At 65.7% G+C, this 19,901-nt stretch carries 19 protein-coding genes; 8 read left to right on the top strand and 11 right to left on the bottom strand.

Annotated features, from left to right (window positions below; all coding sequences use genetic code 11):
* Positions 1–4 precede the first annotated feature (4 nt).
* The gene (locus tag ACQPZ2_RS20285; RefSeq protein ID WP_433526979.1) at positions 5–682 is read right to left on the bottom strand and encodes a FadR/GntR family transcriptional regulator; all 678 of its coding nucleotides are present in this window, start codon (positions 680–682) and stop codon (positions 5–7) included.
* Positions 683–793: 111 nt separating this feature from the next.
* Here ACQPZ2_RS20285 and ACQPZ2_RS20280 point away from each other — a divergent pair, with 111 nt between their 5' ends.
* The 5 genes from ACQPZ2_RS20280 (at position 794) to ACQPZ2_RS20260 (ending at position 7,243) form a co-directional block, all read left to right on the top strand.
* On the top strand, positions 794–2,257 hold the full coding sequence (locus ACQPZ2_RS20280; RefSeq protein WP_433526978.1) for an amino acid permease: 1,464 nt from the start codon (positions 794–796) through the stop codon (positions 2,255–2,257).
* A complete protein-coding gene (locus ACQPZ2_RS20275; protein WP_433526977.1) occupies positions 2,254–3,306 on the top strand; it encodes an asparaginase domain-containing protein in 1,053 nt (350 codons plus the stop codon). The genes ACQPZ2_RS20280 and ACQPZ2_RS20275 overlap by 4 nt, the downstream gene beginning before the upstream one ends.
* Before the next feature lie 11 nt (positions 3,307–3,317).
* Positions 3,318–4,745, top strand: a complete 1,428-nt coding sequence (locus ACQPZ2_RS20270; RefSeq protein ID WP_433526976.1) for an aspartate ammonia-lyase — start codon at positions 3,318–3,320, stop codon at positions 4,743–4,745.
* A 647-nt stretch (positions 4,746–5,392) separates the two neighbouring features.
* Positions 5,393–6,307, top strand: coding sequence for an undecaprenyl-diphosphate phosphatase (locus ACQPZ2_RS20265; protein ID WP_433527475.1), 915 nt, complete (start codon positions 5,393–5,395; stop codon positions 6,305–6,307).
* Between the two features lie 33 nt (positions 6,308–6,340).
* On the top strand, positions 6,341–7,243 hold the full coding sequence (locus ACQPZ2_RS20260) for an alpha/beta fold hydrolase (RefSeq protein ID WP_433526975.1): 903 nt from the start codon (positions 6,341–6,343) through the stop codon (positions 7,241–7,243).
* Between the two features lie 3 nt (positions 7,244–7,246).
* Here the strand turns inward: ACQPZ2_RS20260 and ACQPZ2_RS20255 are convergent, their stop codons facing one another.
* The 5 genes from ACQPZ2_RS20255 to ACQPZ2_RS20235 form a co-directional block, all read right to left on the bottom strand.
* Positions 7,247–8,272 carry an ABC transporter substrate-binding protein gene (locus ACQPZ2_RS20255; RefSeq protein WP_433526974.1) on the bottom strand — a complete coding sequence of 342 codons (1,026 nt, stop codon included), beginning with the start codon at positions 8,270–8,272 and terminating at the stop codon, positions 7,247–7,249.
* Positions 8,269–8,502, bottom strand: coding sequence for a hypothetical protein (locus tag ACQPZ2_RS20250; protein WP_433526973.1), 234 nt, complete (start codon positions 8,500–8,502; stop codon positions 8,269–8,271). The genes ACQPZ2_RS20255 and ACQPZ2_RS20250 overlap by 4 nt, the downstream gene beginning before the upstream one ends.
* A gap of 322 nt (positions 8,503–8,824) precedes the next feature.
* Positions 8,825–9,730 carry a serine/threonine-protein kinase gene (locus tag ACQPZ2_RS20245; protein WP_433526972.1) on the bottom strand — a complete coding sequence of 302 codons (906 nt, stop codon included), beginning with the start codon at positions 9,728–9,730 and terminating at the stop codon, positions 8,825–8,827.
* 70 nt (positions 9,731–9,800) lie between these two features.
* Positions 9,801–10,481: a PAS and ANTAR domain-containing protein gene (locus tag ACQPZ2_RS20240; protein ID WP_433526971.1), complete on the bottom strand. Its 681-nt coding sequence runs from the start codon at positions 10,479–10,481 to the stop codon at positions 9,801–9,803.
* Between the two features lie 72 nt (positions 10,482–10,553).
* Complete coding sequence (locus ACQPZ2_RS20235; RefSeq protein ID WP_433526970.1) at positions 10,554–11,594, bottom strand: PucR family transcriptional regulator; 1,041 nt, start codon at positions 11,592–11,594, stop codon at positions 10,554–10,556.
* A 95-nt stretch (positions 11,595–11,689) separates the two neighbouring features.
* Between ACQPZ2_RS20235 and ACQPZ2_RS20230 the strand changes: the two genes are divergently transcribed.
* Positions 11,690–12,586 (top strand): alpha/beta hydrolase, encoded by an 897-nt coding sequence (locus tag ACQPZ2_RS20230; protein WP_433526969.1) that lies wholly within the window; start codon positions 11,690–11,692, stop codon positions 12,584–12,586.
* A 14-nt stretch (positions 12,587–12,600) separates the two neighbouring features.
* Here ACQPZ2_RS20230 and ACQPZ2_RS20225 read toward each other — a convergent pair whose 3' ends face one another.
* Positions 12,601–13,956 carry an NAD(P)/FAD-dependent oxidoreductase gene (locus ACQPZ2_RS20225; protein WP_433526968.1) on the bottom strand — a complete coding sequence of 452 codons (1,356 nt, stop codon included), beginning with the start codon at positions 13,954–13,956 and terminating at the stop codon, positions 12,601–12,603.
* A 117-nt stretch (positions 13,957–14,073) separates the two neighbouring features.
* On the bottom strand, positions 14,074–14,889 hold the full coding sequence (locus ACQPZ2_RS20220; protein WP_373864778.1) for a ParA family protein: 816 nt from the start codon (positions 14,887–14,889) through the stop codon (positions 14,074–14,076).
* A gap of 346 nt (positions 14,890–15,235) precedes the next feature.
* Here ACQPZ2_RS20220 and ACQPZ2_RS20215 point away from each other — a divergent pair, with 346 nt between their 5' ends.
* Positions 15,236–15,571, top strand: coding sequence for a histone-like nucleoid-structuring protein Lsr2 (locus tag ACQPZ2_RS20215; protein WP_433526967.1), 336 nt, complete (start codon positions 15,236–15,238; stop codon positions 15,569–15,571).
* A 33-nt stretch (positions 15,572–15,604) separates the two neighbouring features.
* Here the strand turns inward: ACQPZ2_RS20215 and ACQPZ2_RS20210 are convergent, their stop codons facing one another.
* The 3 genes from ACQPZ2_RS20210 to ACQPZ2_RS20200 are packed head-to-tail and all read right to left on the bottom strand — an operon-like array spanning position 15,605 to position 18,778.
* Complete coding sequence (locus ACQPZ2_RS20210; protein ID WP_433526966.1) at positions 15,605–16,429, bottom strand: FAS1-like dehydratase domain-containing protein; 825 nt, start codon at positions 16,427–16,429, stop codon at positions 15,605–15,607.
* On the bottom strand, positions 16,426–17,589 hold the full coding sequence (locus tag ACQPZ2_RS20205) for a CaiB/BaiF CoA transferase family protein (RefSeq protein WP_433526965.1): 1,164 nt from the start codon (positions 17,587–17,589) through the stop codon (positions 16,426–16,428). Before ACQPZ2_RS20205 ends, ACQPZ2_RS20210 begins: the two co-directional genes overlap by 4 nt.
* A gap of 34 nt (positions 17,590–17,623) precedes the next feature.
* Positions 17,624–18,778, bottom strand: a complete 1,155-nt coding sequence (locus ACQPZ2_RS20200; protein WP_063043512.1) for an acyl-CoA dehydrogenase family protein — start codon at positions 18,776–18,778, stop codon at positions 17,624–17,626.
* A gap of 123 nt (positions 18,779–18,901) precedes the next feature.
* Between ACQPZ2_RS20200 and ACQPZ2_RS20195 the strand changes: the two genes are divergently transcribed.
* Positions 18,902–19,852 carry a LysR family transcriptional regulator gene (locus tag ACQPZ2_RS20195; protein WP_433526964.1) on the top strand — a complete coding sequence of 317 codons (951 nt, stop codon included), beginning with the start codon at positions 18,902–18,904 and terminating at the stop codon, positions 19,850–19,852.
* The last annotated feature ends 49 nt before the right edge of the window (positions 19,853–19,901 follow it).

Genomic DNA, 19,901 nt, shown 5'->3' with positions numbered 1-19,901 from the left:
CCGCTCAGGCGCCGATGCGGGCGACGGTTTCGGCGACTCGCTCCAGATGATCGGTCATCGCCGCACGCGCGGCCTCCGGCGTACCGGCCTCGATGGCCCGCACGATGGCCTCGTGCTCGCGGTCGGAATCGGTGCGGCGGTCCTGCGTCAGATTCAAGAACTCCGATTGCAGGTCCAGCGCGCGGCGAGTGTCGGCCACCATGGCGGTCAGCATCGTATTGCCGCTCGCGGCCGCGATCGCGGTGTGCAATTCGCCGTCGTAGCGCACCCATTCGTGCGCATCCGGGGCCGCCGCGAGCTTGTCCAGGATCTCGAACAGCTGCCGCACCTGCTCCGGCGTGCCGCGCTCGGCGGCGAATCCGGCGGCCGGTATTTCGACGAGCCTGCGCGCCTCGATCAGGTCACCCGCGCCGACCCCCGCGAAGGTCGGCTGGGTATCGGCATTCTTGGAGACGATGAAAGTGCCTCGGCCGGTGTGGGTTTCGGTGAGTCCGAGGATGGCACAGGCATGTAGCGCCTCGCGGACCACCGGCCGGCTCACCCCGAACTGCTTGGCCAGCGCCAACTCCGCGGGCAGCCGATCGCCCACCGCGTAATCGTCGCTCTGGATGAGGCTCTTCAGCCGGCGAAAGACCGCTTCGGTGGCGCCGATGCGCTGCACGTACCCTTCCTCGACCGTCACGCGACCCAGTATGGCATTGACAGCCGCTGTGACCCCCATTACAGTCAACCTGTCTTACAGCCTGACAGCCTTACTTCTTCGGGGCTAGATCCGGCCCATGGAAGGTTTTCGATGCAACATCACGACCAACAGTCGACCGCCACCACCACGCCCGCACCGCGGATCGATATCGGGGACCTCGGCTACCAGAAGCGGCTACGCAAGCGCCATATGCAGATGATCGCGATCGGCGGATCGATCGGCACCGGACTGTTCCTCGGCGCCAGCGGCCGGATGGCGCTCGCCGGACCGTCCCTCGCCCTCGTCTACATCGTGTGCGGAATCTTCACGTTCATGGTCGTGCGCGCACTCGGCGAACTGGTCATGTACCGGCCTTCGTCCGGGGCGTTCGTGTCCTATGCCCGCGAATTCCTCGGTGAGCGCGGCGCGTACTCGGTGGGCTGGCTCTACTTCCTGAACTGGTCGACGACCCTCGTCGCCGACATCACGGCGGTCGCGCTCTACGCGCACTTCTGGTCGTTCTTCGTGCCCGTGCCGCAGTGGGTGCTGGCGCTCATCGCGCTGACGGTCGTCGTCGCACTCAATGTGATGTCGGTGCGACTGTTCGGCGAACTCGAATTCTGGTTCGCGCTGGTCAAGGTCGGGACCATCGTCGTATTCATGCTGCTGGCCATCGGATTCATCGTCACCGGCACCTCGGTCGGTGGGCACGACCCCGGCATTTCGACGATCACCGATCACGGCGGACTGTTCCCCCGCGGCCTCGCACCCATGCTCACCATCGCGCTCGGCGTGGTGTTCGCCTTCGGCGGTACCGAGATGATCGGCGTCGCCGCGGGCGAAGCCGACAATCCCAGACTGGTGGTGCCGCGCGCGGTGAACTCCATCATGTGGCGGATCATCCTGTTCTACGCGGGCTCGGTCATCCTGTTCACACTGTTACTGCCGTGGACGGCCTACTCCCCCAGCGAAAGTCCGTTCGTCACGGTGATGAGTTCGATCGGCATACCGCACGCCGCCGACGTCATGAATCTGGTGGTGCTCACCGCCGCGATGTCGAGTCTGAATGCCGGGCTCTACGCGACCGGTCGCACCCTGCGCTCCATGGCAGTGGCCGGTGCGGCACCACGTTTCGCCCAGCGCATGAACCGCAATGGCGCACCGTACGGCGGCATTCTGATCACGAGCGTGGTCGGTATCGCGGGCGTGGTGCTCAATCTGGTCATGCCGCAGAAGGCCTTCGAGATCGTGCTGAATCTGGCCGGACTCGGCATCGTCGGCACCTGGGCGTCGATCATGATCTGTCACTGGATCTTCGTGCGCCGAGCCGAGCAGGGGCACTACCGCAGGCCCGCCTTCCGGCTGCCCTTCGCGCCGGTGCTCAATACCCTCACCCTCGGCTTCCTGCTCGCCGTCATTCTGCTGATGTTCTTCGACGACGAGATCGGGCGCATCACGCTGGCGGCATTCCTGCTGGTCGTCGTCACGATGGTGGTGGGTTGGTTCCGAGTGCGAGGTCGGCTGGATCCGGACGTGCTCGCTCCGATGTCGGAAACCGGATCGGAGACCGCGTGACTTCGATCGCCACGCTGCCGCACCGTCTTTCACAGATCAGTGTCGATATCCTCTACACCGGTGGCACATTCGGGATGGTCGATCACGGTGACGGCCTGCGACCCCGCCGGGGTCTGGGCAGTGAAATCGCGGACACCATTGCACGATTCGAGCGCGAGAACGGCATCGCGGTTCGGTTCGACTACACCGAACTCGAGCAGGTCATCGATAGTGCCGATGCCGGGCCCGATACCGCCCGCCGGATCGCCGCACGAGTCCGGTCCGGTGTAGCGCAGCGGCAACCGGATGGTGTCGTCGTTGTGCACGGCACCGACACGATGGCCTACGTGGGCGCTCGGATGGCATTCGAGCTGCGCGGTATCGAGGTGCCCGTCGTGCTGACAGGAGCGCAGATCCCGCTGGGTCTTCCCGGCAGTGACGCGCGGAGCAACCTGGCGCTTGCGCTGAACGGCATTGCCGCCCAGGCAGTCTCGGGAACATTCATCGCCTTCGGCGAGTCGCTGCATCCAACCGTGCGGGCCAGTAAACGCGCCTGCGACGACTACGACGGATTCACCACGGTCCGGGAGTACGCACCGCCGCCCGCACCACCGCGACTGCCCGAGACGCGTCCGCGCATCGATGGCTCACCCGTCGGCCTGTTCACCGTGTTTCCCGGAATGCATCCGGACCTGCTCGATACGGCACTGCGCCACTACTGGGGCGGACTCGTACTCGAGTGCTACGGCTCAGGCACACTGCCACTGCACGGTTCGGCAACAGTCGAGGCCATCCGCGCGGCCACCGCACGGGGAACGCCGGTAGTCGTCATCACGCACTGTGACAGCGGCACAGTCGATCTCGACCGCTATCAACCCGGCCGGGCCGTGCGCGATGCCGACGCCATCGGCGGCGGCGATATGACCAGGGAGGCCGCACTCGCGAAACTCGGCTACCTGGTCGACCTCGGCCTGTCCGGCAGCGAGCTGCGCCGCTGGATGACGACGAATCTGCTCGGCGAACTCTCGAATCACCGTGCGACACAGCCGTTCCCGCACACATCCAACTGAACAGGAATCCGATGACCGAAAGCACTCGTACCGAACGCGATTCCCTCGGCACCCGCGCGGTACCGCGCGAGGCCTACTGGGGCGTCCACACTGCTCGCGCGCTGGACAATTTCGCCATTACGGGCGACCGCATCGGCAATTACCCGGCCCTGATCACCGCACTCGCCGCGGTCAAACAGGCCGCCTGCCGGGCCAACCGGGACCTCGGCCTGCTCGATTCGCGCCGTGCCGACGCAATCGATGCGGCCTGCGACGAGATCCGCGGGGGCGCACTGCACGACCAGTTCCCCATCGATCCCGTGCAGGGCGGGGCCGGTACCTCGACGAATATGAATGCCAACGAGGTCATCGCCAATCGGGCGCTGGAGTTGCTCGGCCACGACCGCGGCGGCTATACCGAACTGGACCCGCTCGACCATGTGAATCTGGGTCAGTCCACCAACGACGTCTACCCGACCGCGGTGAAACTCGCGATCGTGCACCACATCCACGATCTGGTCGCCGCACTGGGTCGGCTGGCAACCGAATTCGACGGCAAGGCAAGCGAATTCGCTGACGTCATCAAGATGGGCCGCACCCAGCTCCAGGATGCCGTACCGATGACGCTCGGTCAGGAGTTCGGCACCTTCGCGATCATGGTGCGCGAGGACTGCGCGCGCCTCGACGAGGGCACCGCACTGTTGCGCGAATGCAATCTCGGCGGTACCGCGATCGGCACCGGTATCAACGGCCATCCGGATTACCCGGCGCTGGCCTGCACTCATCTCGCCGATATCACACGGATTCCGGTGACCTCGGCCGCCGATCTCATCGAAGCCACCCAGGACTGCGGCGCGTTCGTCCAGATCTCCGGCATCGTCAAGCGCGTGGCGGTCAAACTGTCCAAGATCTGCAACGACCTGCGGCTCATGTCCTCGGGACCGACGACAGGTCTGGGAGAAATCTCGCTTCCCCCAGTGCAAGCCGGATCATCGATCATGCCCGGCAAGGTCAATCCGGTCATCCCGGAGGTCGTCAATCAGGTCGCATTCGCGGCTGTCGGCAACGATATGACCGTCACCATGGCCGCCGAGGCGGGCCAGCTCCAGCTCAACGCCTTCGAGCCGATCATCGCCTACAGCCTGCTCCGCAGCACCGCCCACCTCACCGCCGCCATCGATGCCCTGGCAACCAGATGCGTCGCGGGCATCACCCCCCACCGCGACCATCTGGAACAGGGTGTCCGCCGCTCCATCGGCATCGTCACCGCCCTCACCCCCCACATCGGCTACGCCGCCAGCGCCCGAATCGCCAAGCAGGCCTTGCACACCGGCCGCCCCGTCGACGAAATCGCCACCGAGCTCGGCCTGCTGCCCGCCGAAACCGTGAAATCCCTACTGGCGCCGCACCGCCTCGCCGGACTGCCCACCCCGGCAACCGAACCTACTGCGGCGCAGTAGTCACCATGCATGCGGGCCGTGCACCGCTTGCATCAGCAGAGGTCCAGCCTCGGTCGGTCGGGCGCTCCATCGATCTACACTTCGGCTTCGAACACGCCGGACTCGCCGACATCGGCGTGGCGACATAGAACTACGGGCTGCGTGGGCTAACATGGCAGCGCTGTGCGACGTGGCGGCGTTTGCGCAGCGAACGGGGAAGGAACCCGCTCGGCAACACACTGTGTTGCCGAGCGGGTCAAAAAATGCCCCGCCGAATTGCCGCTGTTGCCCCTCCCGGAACCCCACCGCGCTGGACGAGACCGGCGCATCCTCGCGCGCATCGCGGCACGAAATCGAAACCCTAACTGCCCGAGGACACCTCGTTCCACGAGCTGGTGGACGAAGTTCGCTCGATACTCGCCGACGAATTGCTGGGCACCCCAGACCTTTCCGTACATGATCTCGCCAGTGGAACGCGGCCATCACCCCACAGCGGACTTCAGTCGTGCCCACCGACGGAGGAACACCGCGAATCCGGGGAATGCCGCAGGACGATGTCGCACCGTAGTCCACCCCCGAAACATGCTGCGGGAACCAGTATTCGGACAAATCGGCGTGTGCTACTCCCAGCCGGAAGGACTGTCGCGCACGTGCAAGAATCGTCCGCGATGATCACCTATCTCGAAGCGACTGTCATCGGTGCGGTGCAGGGGGTCACCGAGCTGTTTCCGATCTCCAGCCTCGGTCACTCCGTGCTGATCGCCGCATGGGTGGGCGGTGATTGGCGGAAGTTGCTGGTCCAGAACGAGTCCGGCGCGGGCAATCCCTATCTCGCATTCGTGGTCGCGCTACACGTGGCGACAGCCGTGGCGTTGCTCGGGTATTACTGGCGCGACTGGTGCGCGATAGTCGCCGGTTTCGTCACGACGCTGCGCACCAGGCGGCTCGATACCGTTCCGCAGCGATTGGCGTGGCTGATCGTGATCGCCTCCACGCCGGTCGCCATCCTCGGCCCGCTGCTCGTCCATCCGCTGCACGCACTGTTCGAGGGGCCCATCGATGCCGCCGTCTTCCTGACTCTCAATGGCGTGGTATTGGTGATCGGTGAGGGGCTGCGCCGGCGCAACGAGCCGACGCTGGCGGAATACGGGCGACGTTTCGCCCTCACCGCCGCATCACATCCGGCCCGCCAATCCGACCGGCCGCTGGCCGCCCTCGGGAAGCGCGACGCCGTAGGCATCGGATTCGCGCAAGCCGGCGCCCTGCTGACCGGGTTCAGCCGCGCGGGCCTCACCATGGTCGGGGGATTGTGGCGCGGTCTCGAACACACTCACGCGGCCAAATTCGCCTTCCTGCTTGCTACTCCGGCAATCCTGGGTGCCGGGATCGTGGAATTGCCGGAACTGTTCGGACCGGAGACCGCCGGCATTCGGGGGCCGATACTCGTCGGCGCAGTCGTGTCCGGGGCCTCGTCCTGGCTGGCCGTGCGCTACCTGGAGCGGCACTTCCAAACTCGCACCCTGCTACCGTTCGCAACGTACTCACTGATCGTCGGACTGCTCTCGATCATCCACTTCAGCTGAATCCATCTTCGACAAACAGGGTTTCGTGCTCAGATGACAACACCGGACTATGACGAATTCGGACTGTTCGCCGAGAACGCGGCCGAGGCCGGGCTGCCCTGGTCCGGTCCGCCCCAGGTGCAGCGGTTCTCGATCGACATCGGGTCCGGTCGCCACATCAGTGGACTGCGCTGGGGTGACGGCGAACCTGAGTTGGTGCTCGTGCACGGTGGCGCGCAGAACGCGCACACCTGGGACACCGTGGCGCTGGCGCTGAACCGCCCACTCGTCGCGCTCGACCTGCCCGGCCACGGCCATTCCGACTGGTGGCCCGACCATCTGTACACACCGCACCTGCTGGCCGACGCGGTCGCCACCGCGGTTGATACCGTGGCGCCGCAGGCGACGGCGGTCGTCGGCATGTCCCTCGGTGGACTGACCGCAGTGCGACTGGCCGCGCGCCGCCCGGACCTGGTGCGCCGCCTGATCATCGTCGACGTTACCCCTGGCACCGGCAATAACCCGAACAAGACCGCGGCGATAGTCGCATTCGTCAACGGCCCCACCGACTTCGGATCCTTCGACGAGATCCTGGAGCGCACCGTCGCGCACAATCCGAGCCGGTCGGTCCAGTCGCTGCGACGCGGAGTCCTGCACAACGCACGCCCACGCGACGACGGCCGCTGGATCTGGCGCTACGACCGACTCCGCCCCACCGCCGACGGGTCGGTCGACTTCAGCCCACTGTGGGACGACGTATCCGCCGTACAAGCACCACTACTTCTCGTGCGCGGCGCACGCTCACCAGTTGTCGACGACGCCGACGTCGCGGAACTGCTCCGCCGCCGCCCCGGCGCGCGGGTCGCGGTCGTCGACGGCGCCGGACACTCGGTCCAGGGGGACCGGCCCCTCGAGCTCGCGGCGCTCATCCGCGACTTCGCCTTCCCTGCCGAATGATCGCTATGACTTCGGCGCGTTCGGATTGAACCTATTGGTGAAGAACTTCGACGGCTCGAAGGCGCCGGTGATCCCGCCGGTATCCCGCAACCAACTCTCCCAGCGCAGGAAATCGGTGTCGGCGATGACCCCGCTGGGCGCGGGCACTCCGACCGACTGCCAGAACTTCACCGACGAAGCATCCTCGCCCGGACGTTGCCGCTTCTCGATGATCTGAGTGAACCTGGCGATGACTTCATCGCGTGGTGTGGTCTTCTGCCATTCGATCGCCTTGGCGACTCCGCTCACGAATGCCTCGACGCTGGCCGGGTTCCTGGCGAGGAAGTCATTGCGAAAGACGTACTGACCGCCGTTGAACGGACCGAATTCCTCGTAGTCGGTGAATACCGCACGAAGTCCGCCGTTCGCGATCGCCCGCTGCTGGAACTGTCCGCCCAAGGCGGCGACGTCGACCTGTCCGCGCCGGAGGGCGTCCTCGGTATTCGGCGGCGGCAAGACCACCAACTGAACCGATCTGATCTGTTCCTCGTCGTAACCGCTCTTCTTCAGCGCATCGTGGATATCCGCCTCGGATTGGCCGCCCAGCGTGTTCACGCCGATCTTCTTGCTCAGCAGGTCTTTCGGCGTCGTGATCGGACTGTTCTCGGGAACGTAGAACCCCGTGAACGTCTTGTCGTCGGAGCCGTAGTAGTTCAGCACCGCGGTAATCGGCGCACCGGCGTGGGCCAGCTTCGCCACCGCACCACCGAAAGCGCCACCGAAGTCGACCTGGCCGGTCGCCGCCGACTGGATATCCTGCGGACCACTGATCGTGTTTCCCTGCCAGTCCAGCTTCACCTTGCCTTCGAAAAAGCCGAGATCCTCGGCGAGTTCCGGAATCGTGACCTGCGACGCCCAGCCCTGATAGCGAAACAGCGGAACCCTACCGGATTTACGAACATCGCCACCACCACACGCGCTCAACACCACTGCGGCGGTTACGGCAACTACCGCGCCTATGAAGAGCCTGCTACGCACTCTCGCACTCATTGTGCGGCCACCTTTCGTTCGATCCGATTGGGCCAGGGGATGTAGACGGGGATGTATCGCCCCATGACGAAGGCGCCGACTGCTGATGCGGCGCCGATGGTCAGGACCGCGACAGCCAGCGGATCGATCGCCGCCAATCCACTGATCGCCAGCAGACCGGCGAAAAGCGGCGGTTGCCGGATCGTTCCGGCATCCGGGTCTGCGGGTCCGGAAGCCGGGCCATCAGCCATCCGGCCACCGCGATCGCAAGCAATTGGACGACGAGTCCGCCGCGTGTACCGATTCCGGTGATCGCGCGGAACCGCCGAATAGCGACATTGCCCGCGCTGTGCGTTCAACCGATATCTCATCTTGTCGGCAGGTCGTCATACTTTTCGATAACCCGCATTTCTCTCGGTGGGCGACTCGCCGGAATACCGCTACGCCGGGCGAATATTTCGACTCACTTTGCGGACGCATGCGGAAATAGGCAATGCCTTTTCCACATCGTGAAAATCACGGTGATTCGAATTCGGCCCTGCCGTGTCGGGCATTTCGCTGCCGCCGATATCGCTACCGGCGTAGCGCCGATCGGGTGAATGCCGCGTTCAAACGCTTCAGCAAGGGGCTGCCCGGACGGGTCTCGTGGAGGGCCTCGGTGAGTAGGGCGATGGGTTCGGTGCAGGTGGTGTAGCGGGCGTTCGGATCCTTTGCGAGCGAACGGTGCACGATCGAGTCGACCTCGGGTGGGATCCAGTGTCGGCGTGCGGAGATATCGGGCGGCGGATCGTGCAGGTGGGCCTGTGCGGTGGCCATCAGATTTCCGCGCGGGAACGGCGGGCGGCCGGTGAGCAGTTCGATGGCCGTGGAGATCAGTGCGTACTGGTCCGTCGCCGGGCACACAGCGCCTGCCTGCAGCAGCTCGGGGGCGGCGTACGGCACCGAGACGACGACGAAACCATTTGTGGCCAGGGGTGGTTCGGGCCGGTGCAGCCATCGGGCCTGGTCGAAATCCGAAAGTTTCACCGTCGCTGGGTCATCCGTGCCCACCAACAGATTCGCCGGTTTGACGTCGAGATGGACGATGTCGTTGGCGTGCACGAAATCCAAACCCGCCGCGACCCGAGTCAGCACATGCAGCACCCGCCGCAGGTCCGGCTGCCGGTGCGGCATCGGCACCAATATCGCCCCTGTTGTACCTGCCACGTACTCGTGCGCCGACCACAGCCTGCCGTCGGTTTCACCGTGCGTGTACATCCGCACGATATTGGGATGCCGCAGCACGGAGAGGATGTCGAACTCGTGCACGAATCGCGCACGCGCCTCGGGTGACCGACTGTCCTCGGGACCCAGAACCTTCAGCGAAACCGCCCGCGCCCGTTCCGGGTCCTCGGCCAGATACACATCACTGCTACCGCCATGACCAAGCCGAGCCTGCACAACGAATCCAGCAAACCGGTCATTCGGTTCCAGTACCACCGCCACACCGTAGTTCGCCGACGCCCGGCATCGACGGCGCAACCTCTCGCTGCTGGGAAATCGGGGGCGGTCAGTCCTTGGGGATGCGTTCGTGGAGGGTCAGCAGAACGTGATCGAAGGTGGCGAGGGTCGCGGGTTCGGGCGCTGGAACGGTGGCCAGTTCGGCGATCAGTTGTTCGGCCAGCACGCGCAGCTTGACATTGGTTTCCTGCGAGCGCCAGACCAGCACCTTGAAAGCCTGCTCGGCACTGATCCCGTACAGCCGCATCAGCACCCCCTTGGCTTGTTCGATCACCGCACGCGCTTCGATCAGTTCCGGCAAACGCACCTCGAGCGCTTCACGTTCGGCTTCGGCGAGGGTGGCGCTCAGGTCGATATAGAAACCGGTCGTGCCCACCGGTTGGCCGTCGTCGTCGAGAATGCGGTCGGCGACCACCATGACATTGTGTTCGATACCGGAGGTGTCGATGAACCGGTGGCGGCTCGAGAACGGCTCGCCGCGGTCGACGGAACGGGCGATGCGTTCGGCGACGTGTTCGCGGTCGTCAGGATGTTTGTGGGCAAGTAGCAGTTCGGTGGTCGGCTCGATTTCCCCAGGCCGGTAACCGTGCATCCGGTACACCTCCGGCGACCACTCCCAGCGGCGGCTGGCGAACCAGAAGCGAAAACTACCGACCGCGGACCGCGCACCCGGCTGTCCGGGCGACGCGCCCGCGGTATCGGCGATCGGAGAACCGGGCGACGACGTCACCCACCAATTATCGCCCTTTGCGCCGCCGCTCACCCGTCTGGGACGACGGATTTCTTGCCGGAAAGCCGCTGGTCAAGCTCGCTCAGCGAGCAGCCGCCACGCCGTGAGCGCGAGCCTGGCCCGCAAGAGCCCGGTGGGCTCGGCGAGTTCGATACCCGTCATCTTTTCGATCTGTTCGAGGCGACGGGCGACGCTGCTGTGGTGCAGGTGCAGCAGTTCGGCCGCCCGGCGCAGCGAGCCGGTTGCGCAGTAGGCGTCGAGCGTCTCCAGATCCTCCGGAGTACTTGCCATTCGGGCGATCGCGGCCACATCGGCATTTCCACGCGCAGCCTCCTGGGGTACCTGTGCGAGCAATGCCAGCGCCCCGAGGTCGTCGTAGCGGACGATCGGGCTACGCGCGGTGGCGAAGCGCAGGGCGGTGCGGGCTTCCCGCCAGGACCGGTCGGGGCGATCGGCGGCGCCGATGCCGGCGCGTACGCCTGCCGGAAACCGGGCCGGATCCACAGTGGTGGCCAGGATGACGCCCACGTCCGCCAGCGCCGCCGCCTTCACCGGGCGGGCTGGGCAGATCAGGGCGCCGACCCGGTCGAGCGGAAGCTGACACCGAACGGCCACGACGCGCACCGGCAGGTCGACGGCAAAACCCAAGAGCCGCAATGCCCGAGCCCTGGCCGCCTCATCGCTGTCGTCGCTGATCACCAGCTCGACCAGCGCCGGATCTGCCATGGTGGTACGTGCCGGGCCGTATCGCTCGACGACCGCCGCCGCGGCGATGGCGAGCCGCTCCAACAGCAGTTCGTCGAGCGAGCGGGAGATGTCGGTGCGTTCCAGCCAGACCGTGCCGATCTCCTCCTCGTCGAGGATGATCGGCCCATTGGTGGACGCGGACGGCGGCGGACCCGTCACTTCCCGCCCATCCGGTGCGAATCGGATCACTCGTCCCGTGCCGTGCAGTCGAATCCCGGTCACGCACTCGGCCAGGACCGCCGAGGCCCGAGTCAGCGCCGGGAGATCCACCCGTCGGCGCATCAGGGTGTCGTAGAACATCACGACACGCAGCGCGCCTTCCGCTTCCACATCCAACTGCGACAATCGGACCACCAATGCATCCATGCCTGGAGGATATGCGGCGCTCGTCGCGGAGCAGGGCCGGAACGCCCGACGGTTGGCGGATGAACTCCGAGCGACCGATCGGAAGGATAACTGTCATGGATCCCGAACTCGAACCATTCCTCTCGCTGTTCCCGCCGTCCGACCTTTCCGACCCTGCCACCGCGCGTAAACAGCTCGCCGCGCTGGCCGCCGCGATACCGGTTACCGATACCGCGAACTTGGACATCGAAAACCGCACGGTCCCAGCCGATCCCGATGTGCCGGTGCGGATCTATCGTCCACACCAGTCCCAGGGAGCCATCGTGTGGCTGCACGGCGGCGGATTCGTGATGGGTGATCTCGACACCGAACATCCGTGGGCCACGATGCTCGCCAACGGCTCCGGCGCGACGGTGATCTCGGTGGCCTACCGACTGGCCCCCGAAAATCCGTTCCCCGCCGCACACGATGACATCTACGCGGTGCTGAAGTGGACTGCCGAGCACGCAACCGAACTCGGCATCGACCCGACGCGCATCGCGATCGGCGGCCACAGCGCGGGCGCGGGTCTCGCGGCCGCGGTGGCGTTGCGGGCGCGCGACGAGCAAGGGCCGCCGATCCGTTTCCAATTGCTGCACCAGGCCGGACTCGACGACCGGCAGCAGACGTGGTCGCAGCGGAATTTCACCGATACGCCGTTCGTGACTCGCGACAAGGTCGCGCAAATGTGGGGGCACTACCTGGGCTCCACGCCCGCCACGCCGTACGCGGCCCCGGCGCGGGCGGCCGATCTGTCGGGCCTGCCACCCGCTTACATCGCCGCCGCGGAGTTCTGCCCGAATCGCGACGAAGACATCGACTACGCACTGCGCCTGATGGCGGCCGGGGTGTCGGTCGAGTTGCACCAATGGCGCGGCACGTTCCATGGCTCCCAGGCGATCCTGTCCGCGGAGGTATCACAGCGGCAGAACGCCGAACTGGCGGGAGTTCTGCGCCGCGCTTTGGCCGAGTGAATCGCACGATCGGCCTACGCGGTACGGCGTCCTCGAAGACGAGGCAATCCCATCGTCGCGGCGGCGACACGTGGATCGAACATGTGCAGTGGGGATTTCGTCATATTCAGCACATCGAGGAATTTCGCCGCGGTCGCCGGATCGTCCGCCGCTGCCCGGAACATCCTGTTCAAGCCTGCATGCGCAAGTGATTTCACCCCTGGTGAGCCGAGCTCGACAGGAGGCATTGTCATATCGCTGACCTTTGTCAGCCACCATGGGGTGCGCAGCATGCGGCCGACGCGGCGATAGTAGCGGCGTGGCAGACCGTCGGTCCCCTGCTGGAGTACCTCATCCAGGAGATCCGCCGCAATGGCCGCGACAGTCATTCCGCTGCCGTAGATCGGATTGAAACTGCACACCGCATCGCCGATCGAAAGTATTCCGCCCGGAATACGATTCAGCAGTTCGTACCGGCGCCATATCGCCGTGCGGAACCGGTAGGTCGCTACGGCGTCGACAGGTATCGCACGGCGAATTACGGTAGCGACATCGTCGGGTGCGCACTCGGCGGCGTAATCCAGCAGTGCGTCCGGACTCGCCGGTGGGTGATTTTCCTTCCCGACGCCGAACGCCGAGAGCACCCACGAATCCCCCTCCTGTGCGGCGAACCCGAACCCGCGCGGTCGGCTCGGCATCGGTCCCACCAGGACGATCCGATCGCCGCCGACGGCATCCAGCGGCAGTCGGAAATGGCAAGTGGCATAGCCGATATCGACGGGCACCTGATCTTCGCGTGGCCGCGGGTACCCCAGCGACTCGAGCCAGGCACCGGTCCGTGAACCCCGCCCCATCGCGTCGACCACCAGATCGGCATGGACAGGCACCGGTTCGCCGCCGGTCTCCCGGCGCATCACCCGCACTCCGCCGACGCCGGTCTCGGAGGCGACCAACTCGGCTACGACGGCGTCGTCCCATATCGTCACATTCGGCAGCGCCGATACCCGGGCACGCACATGCGATTCCAGAAATGGCCGGCTGGCGGCAACGGACGCTCTGCCCAATTCGGCGCGATACAGGACGTTTCCGAAGAAGATCGCGCGGAAATCGTCGAATGCGCTGACGGCCTTCGCGCCATCGGTGATCAGCTCGGCGATCAGGCCGGGAAACCGGGACTCGGCGATATCGGCGGCGCGCATCAGCAGGCCGTGGGAATGTTGCGATTGCGGAGTGCCGCGGCGTTTGGTTTCCGCGTCCGACAAACGATCTCGCTCGACGACGGTCACCGCCGCATAGTGGTCAGCCAGAATACGGGCCGCGAACAGACCCGCGATCCCGCCACCGAGTACGACCGCATGGTCCCCGGCCCGGCGGTTACCCCTTCGACTCACCGGGTCCTCCTCGTCGGTGTGACGGCGCCGACGACATCCCGAAGTTCGGTCGATCGCGGGCAGGGCACGGCGACCCTACCCCGACGCGGCGTGGTCGCGCATGTCGTAGAGGTGGCGTCAACGGCCGGATCGGTGGATGACCTCGCGGGCCAGGGCCCGATATTGCTCGGCGCCAGCGGATCGAGGCGCCCAGGTGGTGATGGGTTCACCGGCAACGCTGGCGTCGGGGAAGCGGACCGTCCGCGAGATCACCGTGTCGTAGACCTGGTCGCCGAAGACCTCGGCAACCCGGGTCAGTACTTGACGCGAATGCAGCAGGCGCTGGTCGAACATCGTGACCACGATGCCGAACAGGCTCAGGCCCGGATTCAGCCGGTCCCGGACCTTGTCCATGGTGTCGGTGAGCAGCGCTACCCCGCGCAGCGAGAAGAACTCGCACTCCATCGGGACGATCACGCCGTCCGCGCAGGCCAGCGCGTTCACCGTGAGCAGGCTCAAGGATGGCTGACAGTCGATGAGTATGTAGTCGTAGCGGTCCCGAATCGGGTCGAGTACCCGCCGCAGCGAATGTTCCCGGCCGACCTCGTTCACCAACCGTATCTCCGCCGCGGACAGATCGATATTGCTCGGCAGGAGATCGACATTGTCGACGTGAGTCCTGATCAGTACCTCGTCGATCAGCTTTCCCGATCCCCCGAGCAAGTCGTATACCGTGCACGGCAGGTCATTCAGTACGGCACCCAACCCGGCGGACAACGCGCCCTGTGGATCGAGGTCGACCAGCAGCACCCGCCGCCCGCATTCGGCCAGCGCAGCGCCCAGATTGATGGTCGAGGTGGTCTTGCCGACACCGCCTTTCTGATTGCACAGGGCAATGACCTGTGCTTCAGTGCGGGGCACCGAGTGTTCGGATGCATTGACCGCACTCACGATTCGCAAACGCTTCGGCTCGTCCGTACCCCTGAGCCACTCCGTTTGCCGGGCAGATCAACTCGCCACAGGTAGTTTGCCAACATGTCGCCAGGTTAGCCCTTCATCCCCGACGCTGAACAACAAACCCCACATGAGTCCTTGCTCATCACCAATCAGGGCCCAGATCGCTGACAATTCACTGAACCGACCGCTTGGTCGAAACCGTCTCGCCGGGAATGAATCCCAGGAACCGCACACCTCCGGGTTCGATTCGGGGCAGCTTCGATCGTCGTGCGGCCGGTCGTTATGATCACGATCCTCTGCTTACGATCCTCTGCCCGCTGTCCACCCACGAAAAGGAATGCCCATGGCACGCAAGGTCGTTGTGACGCTCGTCGATGACTTCGACGGCAAATCCGCTGCCGAGGAAACAGTGGCCTTCGGCCTCGACGGCGTCGAATACGAGATCGACCTATCCACCGTCAACGCCGGCCAGCTGCGCGGCATCTTCGAGCCCTGGGCCTCGAGCGCTCGCAGAATCGGTCGTGCGGCCCGGGGTAAGGGCCACACCTCGCGCACGGCCAACGACCGCGCCCGCACCGTCGCCATCCGCGACTGGGCCCGCGCCAAAGGCATCGCGGTGTCCGCCCGCGGACGGATTTCAGCAGAAGTAGCCCAGGCATACGAGAAGGCCAACGCCTGATCGCTGTGCGGCCCGGCGCTGACCACCACGTCGTCAGTCGGCGGGATGCAATGTCGCGGTAGCGGTTTGCCGTCCGAAACCGTCCCGCGCGACGGTCGCGATCGCACCGTCGCGCGGGGCCGCCGAGACGACCAGCCCTTGGTGGTCGAACAGAGGCGACCGCAGCCGATAGTCGAATACCTGGTCACCGGTGTAGCCGCGGGCACGGGCGGCCTCGGCCATGGCCAGCGCCTGCAACGGTCCGTGTACGAGCAGACCGGGATAGCCCTCGACATCGCGGGCGTAGTCGCGGTCGTAGTGGATGCGGTGGCCGTTGTAGGTGAGCGCGGAGAACCGGAACAGCAGGGTCGGGGAGGTGTCGATGGCCCATTCGTCTTCGGCAGGAGGGACTTTCGCGTCCAGGCCTGGTTCCGGTTCGCTGGACCGTTCGCTCGCCTCGACGGCGTCGCGGTAGACGATATCCTGCCGTTCGTCCACGACGATCCGATCGCCCTGCAGGACCTGGTGGCCGACAACGACGAAGGTCAACGCGCCGCTGCGCCCTTGCTTCTCGTGTGTGGACAGCACCGTCGTTCGTTTCGTCGCCGGTTCGCCGCACACCAGCGCACCCCGGGTGCGCACCTGCCCTCCGGCCCACATCCGGCGTCGTCCAGGCCCCGGCGGCGCCGGAACGGTATTGCGAATCGGATGACCATCGGGTCCCAGATCCGCCTGTGCGGGGCGTTCGAGCAAGTAGATCCAGTGCCACAGCAGCGGAAGTCCCTTGTCGAGATCCGGCAGTGGCACACCGAGCAGCCCGCTCAGCGCCTCGGCTGGACCGGGCACCAGCAATTCGGTGCGTTCGACGACCTCGCTCATGCCAGCGACTCCTTCGAAACATGATCTGCCGGTGCGAATTCCGCGCGCAGGGCGGCGTTGTGCTCCCCCACCCGAGGTACCGCACCCATCGCCGGTTCCCAGCCGCCCACCACCGGCGGCAGCATGGCCTGCATTACCCCACCGGGTGTATCCACCGGCCGCCAACGATCGCGGGCCGCGAGCTGCGGGTGCTCGGTGAACTCGGCCGGTGTGCGCAACCGCGCATTCGCGATACCGGCCTGTTCCAGCAGCTCGATCACCTCATCGGTGCCGAATGCGGCAAATGCCTGCTCCAGCAGCACGGTCAACTCGCCGTCGTGTGCCACCCGATCGGTATTGGTCGCGAACCGCGGATCCTCGATCAGGTCGGTACGTCCCAGCACCGCGTCACACAGTGCAGTCCACTCGCGCTCGTTCTGGATACCGAGGAATACGGTGCCGTCGGCGGTACGGAACGGACCGTACGGAGAGATCGATGGATGTTTCGCCGCGGTGCGGCGCGGTGGTTCGTCGCCGTAGCGGGAGAAATAGGCGGGCTGGCTCATCCACTCCCCGAGCGCATCGATCATCGCGACATGCAGACTCGCGCCGTCACCGGTGCGCGCCCGGTCGTAGAGCGCGGTGAGGATGCCGCTGTAGGCATACATACCGGTGGCGATATCGGCGATCGAGAAGCCCGCTTTGGCGGGCACTTCCGGTGTGCCCGTCGACATCACGAGCCCGGTCTCGCATTGCAGCAACAGGTCGTAGGCCTTCTTCGACCGATACGGACCGTCGGGGCCGTAGCCGGAGATCGAGCAGTGGATCAGCTCGGGCCGGGTCGCGCGCAGCGTTTCGGCGTCGAGTCCGAGCCGTTCGGCGGCGCCGGGGACCAGGTTCTGCACGAACACATCGGCCCGGGCGATCATCGCATCGAGCAGCCGACGGTCGGCTGGATCCTTGACGTCGAGTTCGACGCTCTCCTTGCCTCGATTGAGCCACACGAAATAGCTCGACTCTCCGTGGACGGTTCGGTCGTAGCGTCGGGCGAAATCGCCGCCACCAGGGCGTTCTATCTTGATCACGCGGGCACCGAGATCGGCGAGCTGGCGGGTCGCGAACGGTGCGGCAACGGCCTGTTCGACCGCGACGACGGTGATGTCTTCGAGAGGACGGCGCATGCGGTGCCTTCCGGGAAAGTCGGTGCCGGACAACTCAGTTGATCCGATTACGGCTGATCAGCTGGCGGGCGATCACACCGCGCTGAATCTCATTGGTGCCCTCACCGACGATCATCAGTGGCGCGTCCCGGAAGTAGCGTTCCACATCGAATTCGGTGGAATACCCGTAGCCACCGTGCACGCGCACGGCATTGAGCGCGATCTCCATGGCGGTCTCGGAGGCGAACAGTTTCGCCATACCGGCCTCCATATCGGCGCGCTCGCCCGAGTCGTAGCGGCGCGCCGCGTACTGCACCAACTGGCGCGCGGCGGTCAATTTCGTCGCCATATCGGCGAGATAATTGCCGACGGACTGGTGCTGCCAGATGGGTTTGCCGAAGCTTTCCCGTTGCTGGGCGTAGCGAATCGAATCCTCCAGTGCGGCTCGACCAACGCCGAGCGCGCGCGATGCCACCTGGATCCGCCCAACCTCCAGCCCGCGCATCATCTGTGCGAAGCCCGCGCCCTCGACCCCGCCGAGCAGCGCCGATGCGGGCACCCGCAGATCGTCGAAGGTCAGCTCACAGCTCTCGACCCCCTTGTAGCCGAGTTTGGGAAGATCCCGCGACACCGTGAATCCGGGCCCCTTCTCCACCAGCAGAATGCTGATCCCCCGATGCGCGGGTTCCGCGGCCGGATCGGTCTTGCACAGCAGGGCGACCAGATCAGACCGGCGGGCATTGCTGATCCAGGTCTTGGACCCGTTGACAATGTATTCCTCGCCGACCCGGCGGGCCGTCGTGCGCATGGCCTGCAGATCCGATCCACCGCCCGGTTCGGTCAGCGCCATGGTCGCGCGCAGTTCGCCGGTCGCCATCCGCGGCAGGTAACGGTCCTTCTGCTCCTGAGTTCCGTAGTCCAGCAACAGTTTTGCGACCACGGTGTGACCGCCCATCGCCCCCGCAAGGCTCATCCAGCCGCGCGAGAGCTCCTCGGTGACGGCGGCGTAGCACGGTGTGGACACCTTGGCCTCGCCCCACGGTTCCGGGATGGCCAGCCCGTAGATCCCGAGCTGTTTCATCTGGTCGATCAGCTTCTCCGGGTAGGTGTTCGTATGGTCGAGCTCCTGCGCGACCGGTTTGACCTCCCGGTCCACGAAGTCACGCACCACCGCGACGATCGCGGTTTCTTCCTCATTGAGCTCGTGCACGACGACTTCCTCTCGCCCCTCGGCAATACACCTCGCACTATCATCATGCGAGCTAATACAGGCCTGGGTAAAATGCCGAGTTCTGATACCACTATGCCGGGTCGCGATGCGCAGGAGGAGCGGATGGACTTCAAGCAGTTGAAGGCCATGGTCACGGTCGCCGAGGTCGGCAGCGTCACCAAGGCCGCGGAGTTGCTGCACCTCGTCCAACCGGCCGTCACCCGGCAGATACGGATGCTCGAGCAGGAACTCGGTGTCGCGCTGTTCGAGCGCACCCGGCAGGGAATGCGCCCGACCGAGGCCGGGACGGTCATGGTCGAGCGGGCGCGGCGGGCCCTGCACGAGCTGGACCGTGCCCGCGCCGAACTCCGCCCGGCACCCGGTGTCGTCACCGGCGTGGTCACCGTCGGCCTGCTGGAGAGCGCCGCCGACCTGTTGGCCGAACCACTCGTATCGGCGCTCGCCCACCATCATCCCGGCATCGAATTGCGCGTTCTCACCGGCTATTCCGGACATCTGCAGCGCTGGCTCGACGACGGCGACCTCGATCTGAGCCTGCTGTACAACCTCACCAGCACCCCGTCGCTCAATGTCGAACCGCTTGCGCGGGAACGGCTCTGGGTGGTCGCGCCACCGAGCGACAACTTGCATGCCGACCGTCCTGTCACCTTGGCCGAGGTCGCGACCCATCCGATGGTGATGCCCGCGCCGGGGCATGCGCTGCGTGCCCTCATCGACGGCGCCTCCGCGCGGACGCAGGTGAATTTCGACGTGACCGTACAGACCAATTCACTGCGCATGCAGAAACTGCTGGTGCTCGGCGGGCACGGCTGGACGATCCTGCCCGGCGTCGGCATTGCCGATGATGTCGCCAGCGGAACGCTCAGCGCCGCACCCCTGTGCGAGCCCGAGGTCTGGCGACTGATCGTCCTCGGCATACCGCGCACCGGCCGCGTCCCCGCTGCCGCCGAAGTCGTTGCGGCCGAACTCATCCGGCAGGTGCGCACGGCGGTAGCGGAGGGGCGCTGGCCCTCGGCCCGACTCGTCGACCGCAGCGAAACCGCGGCGGATTGACCAGATCGATTGCCGTCGAACGGTTCGGGTCGAACAGACGCCCATCGCG

Source organism: Nocardia pseudovaccinii (genome assembly GCF_050942345.1).
In the GTDB taxonomy this organism is placed as follows: Bacteria; Actinomycetota; Actinomycetes; order Mycobacteriales; family Mycobacteriaceae; genus Nocardia; species Nocardia pseudovaccinii.
This window is presented reverse-complemented; position numbering and strand designations above follow the sequence as displayed.

Coding starts and splice junctions, on each gene's coding strand:
- ACQPZ2_RS20280 (WP_433526978.1), top strand. CDS start 794: ATGCAACATCACGACCAACAGTCGACCGCCACCACCACGCCCGCACCG.
- ACQPZ2_RS20270 (WP_433526976.1), top strand. CDS start 3,318: ATGACCGAAAGCACTCGTACCGAACGCGATTCCCTCGGCACCCGCGCG.
- ACQPZ2_RS20265 (WP_433527475.1), top strand. CDS start 5,393: ATGATCACCTATCTCGAAGCGACTGTCATCGGTGCGGTGCAGGGGGTC.
- ACQPZ2_RS20260 (WP_433526975.1), top strand. CDS start 6,341: ATGACAACACCGGACTATGACGAATTCGGACTGTTCGCCGAGAACGCG.
- ACQPZ2_RS20255 (WP_433526974.1), bottom strand. CDS start 8,272: ATGAGTGCGAGAGTGCGTAGCAGGCTCTTCATAGGCGCGGTAGTTGCC.
- ACQPZ2_RS20250 (WP_433526973.1), bottom strand. CDS start 8,502: ATGGCTGATGGCCCGGCTTCCGGACCCGCAGACCCGGATGCCGGAACG.
- ACQPZ2_RS20235 (WP_433526970.1), bottom strand. CDS start 11,594: ATGGATGCATTGGTGGTCCGATTGTCGCAGTTGGATGTGGAAGCGGAA.
- ACQPZ2_RS20230 (WP_433526969.1), top strand. CDS start 11,690: ATGGATCCCGAACTCGAACCATTCCTCTCGCTGTTCCCGCCGTCCGAC.
- ACQPZ2_RS20215 (WP_433526967.1), top strand. CDS start 15,236: ATGGCACGCAAGGTCGTTGTGACGCTCGTCGATGACTTCGACGGCAAA.
- ACQPZ2_RS20210 (WP_433526966.1), bottom strand. CDS start 16,429: ATGAGCGAGGTCGTCGAACGCACCGAATTGCTGGTGCCCGGTCCAGCC.
- ACQPZ2_RS20205 (WP_433526965.1), bottom strand. CDS start 17,589: ATGCGCCGTCCTCTCGAAGACATCACCGTCGTCGCGGTCGAACAGGCC.
- ACQPZ2_RS20195 (WP_433526964.1), top strand. CDS start 18,902: ATGGACTTCAAGCAGTTGAAGGCCATGGTCACGGTCGCCGAGGTCGGC.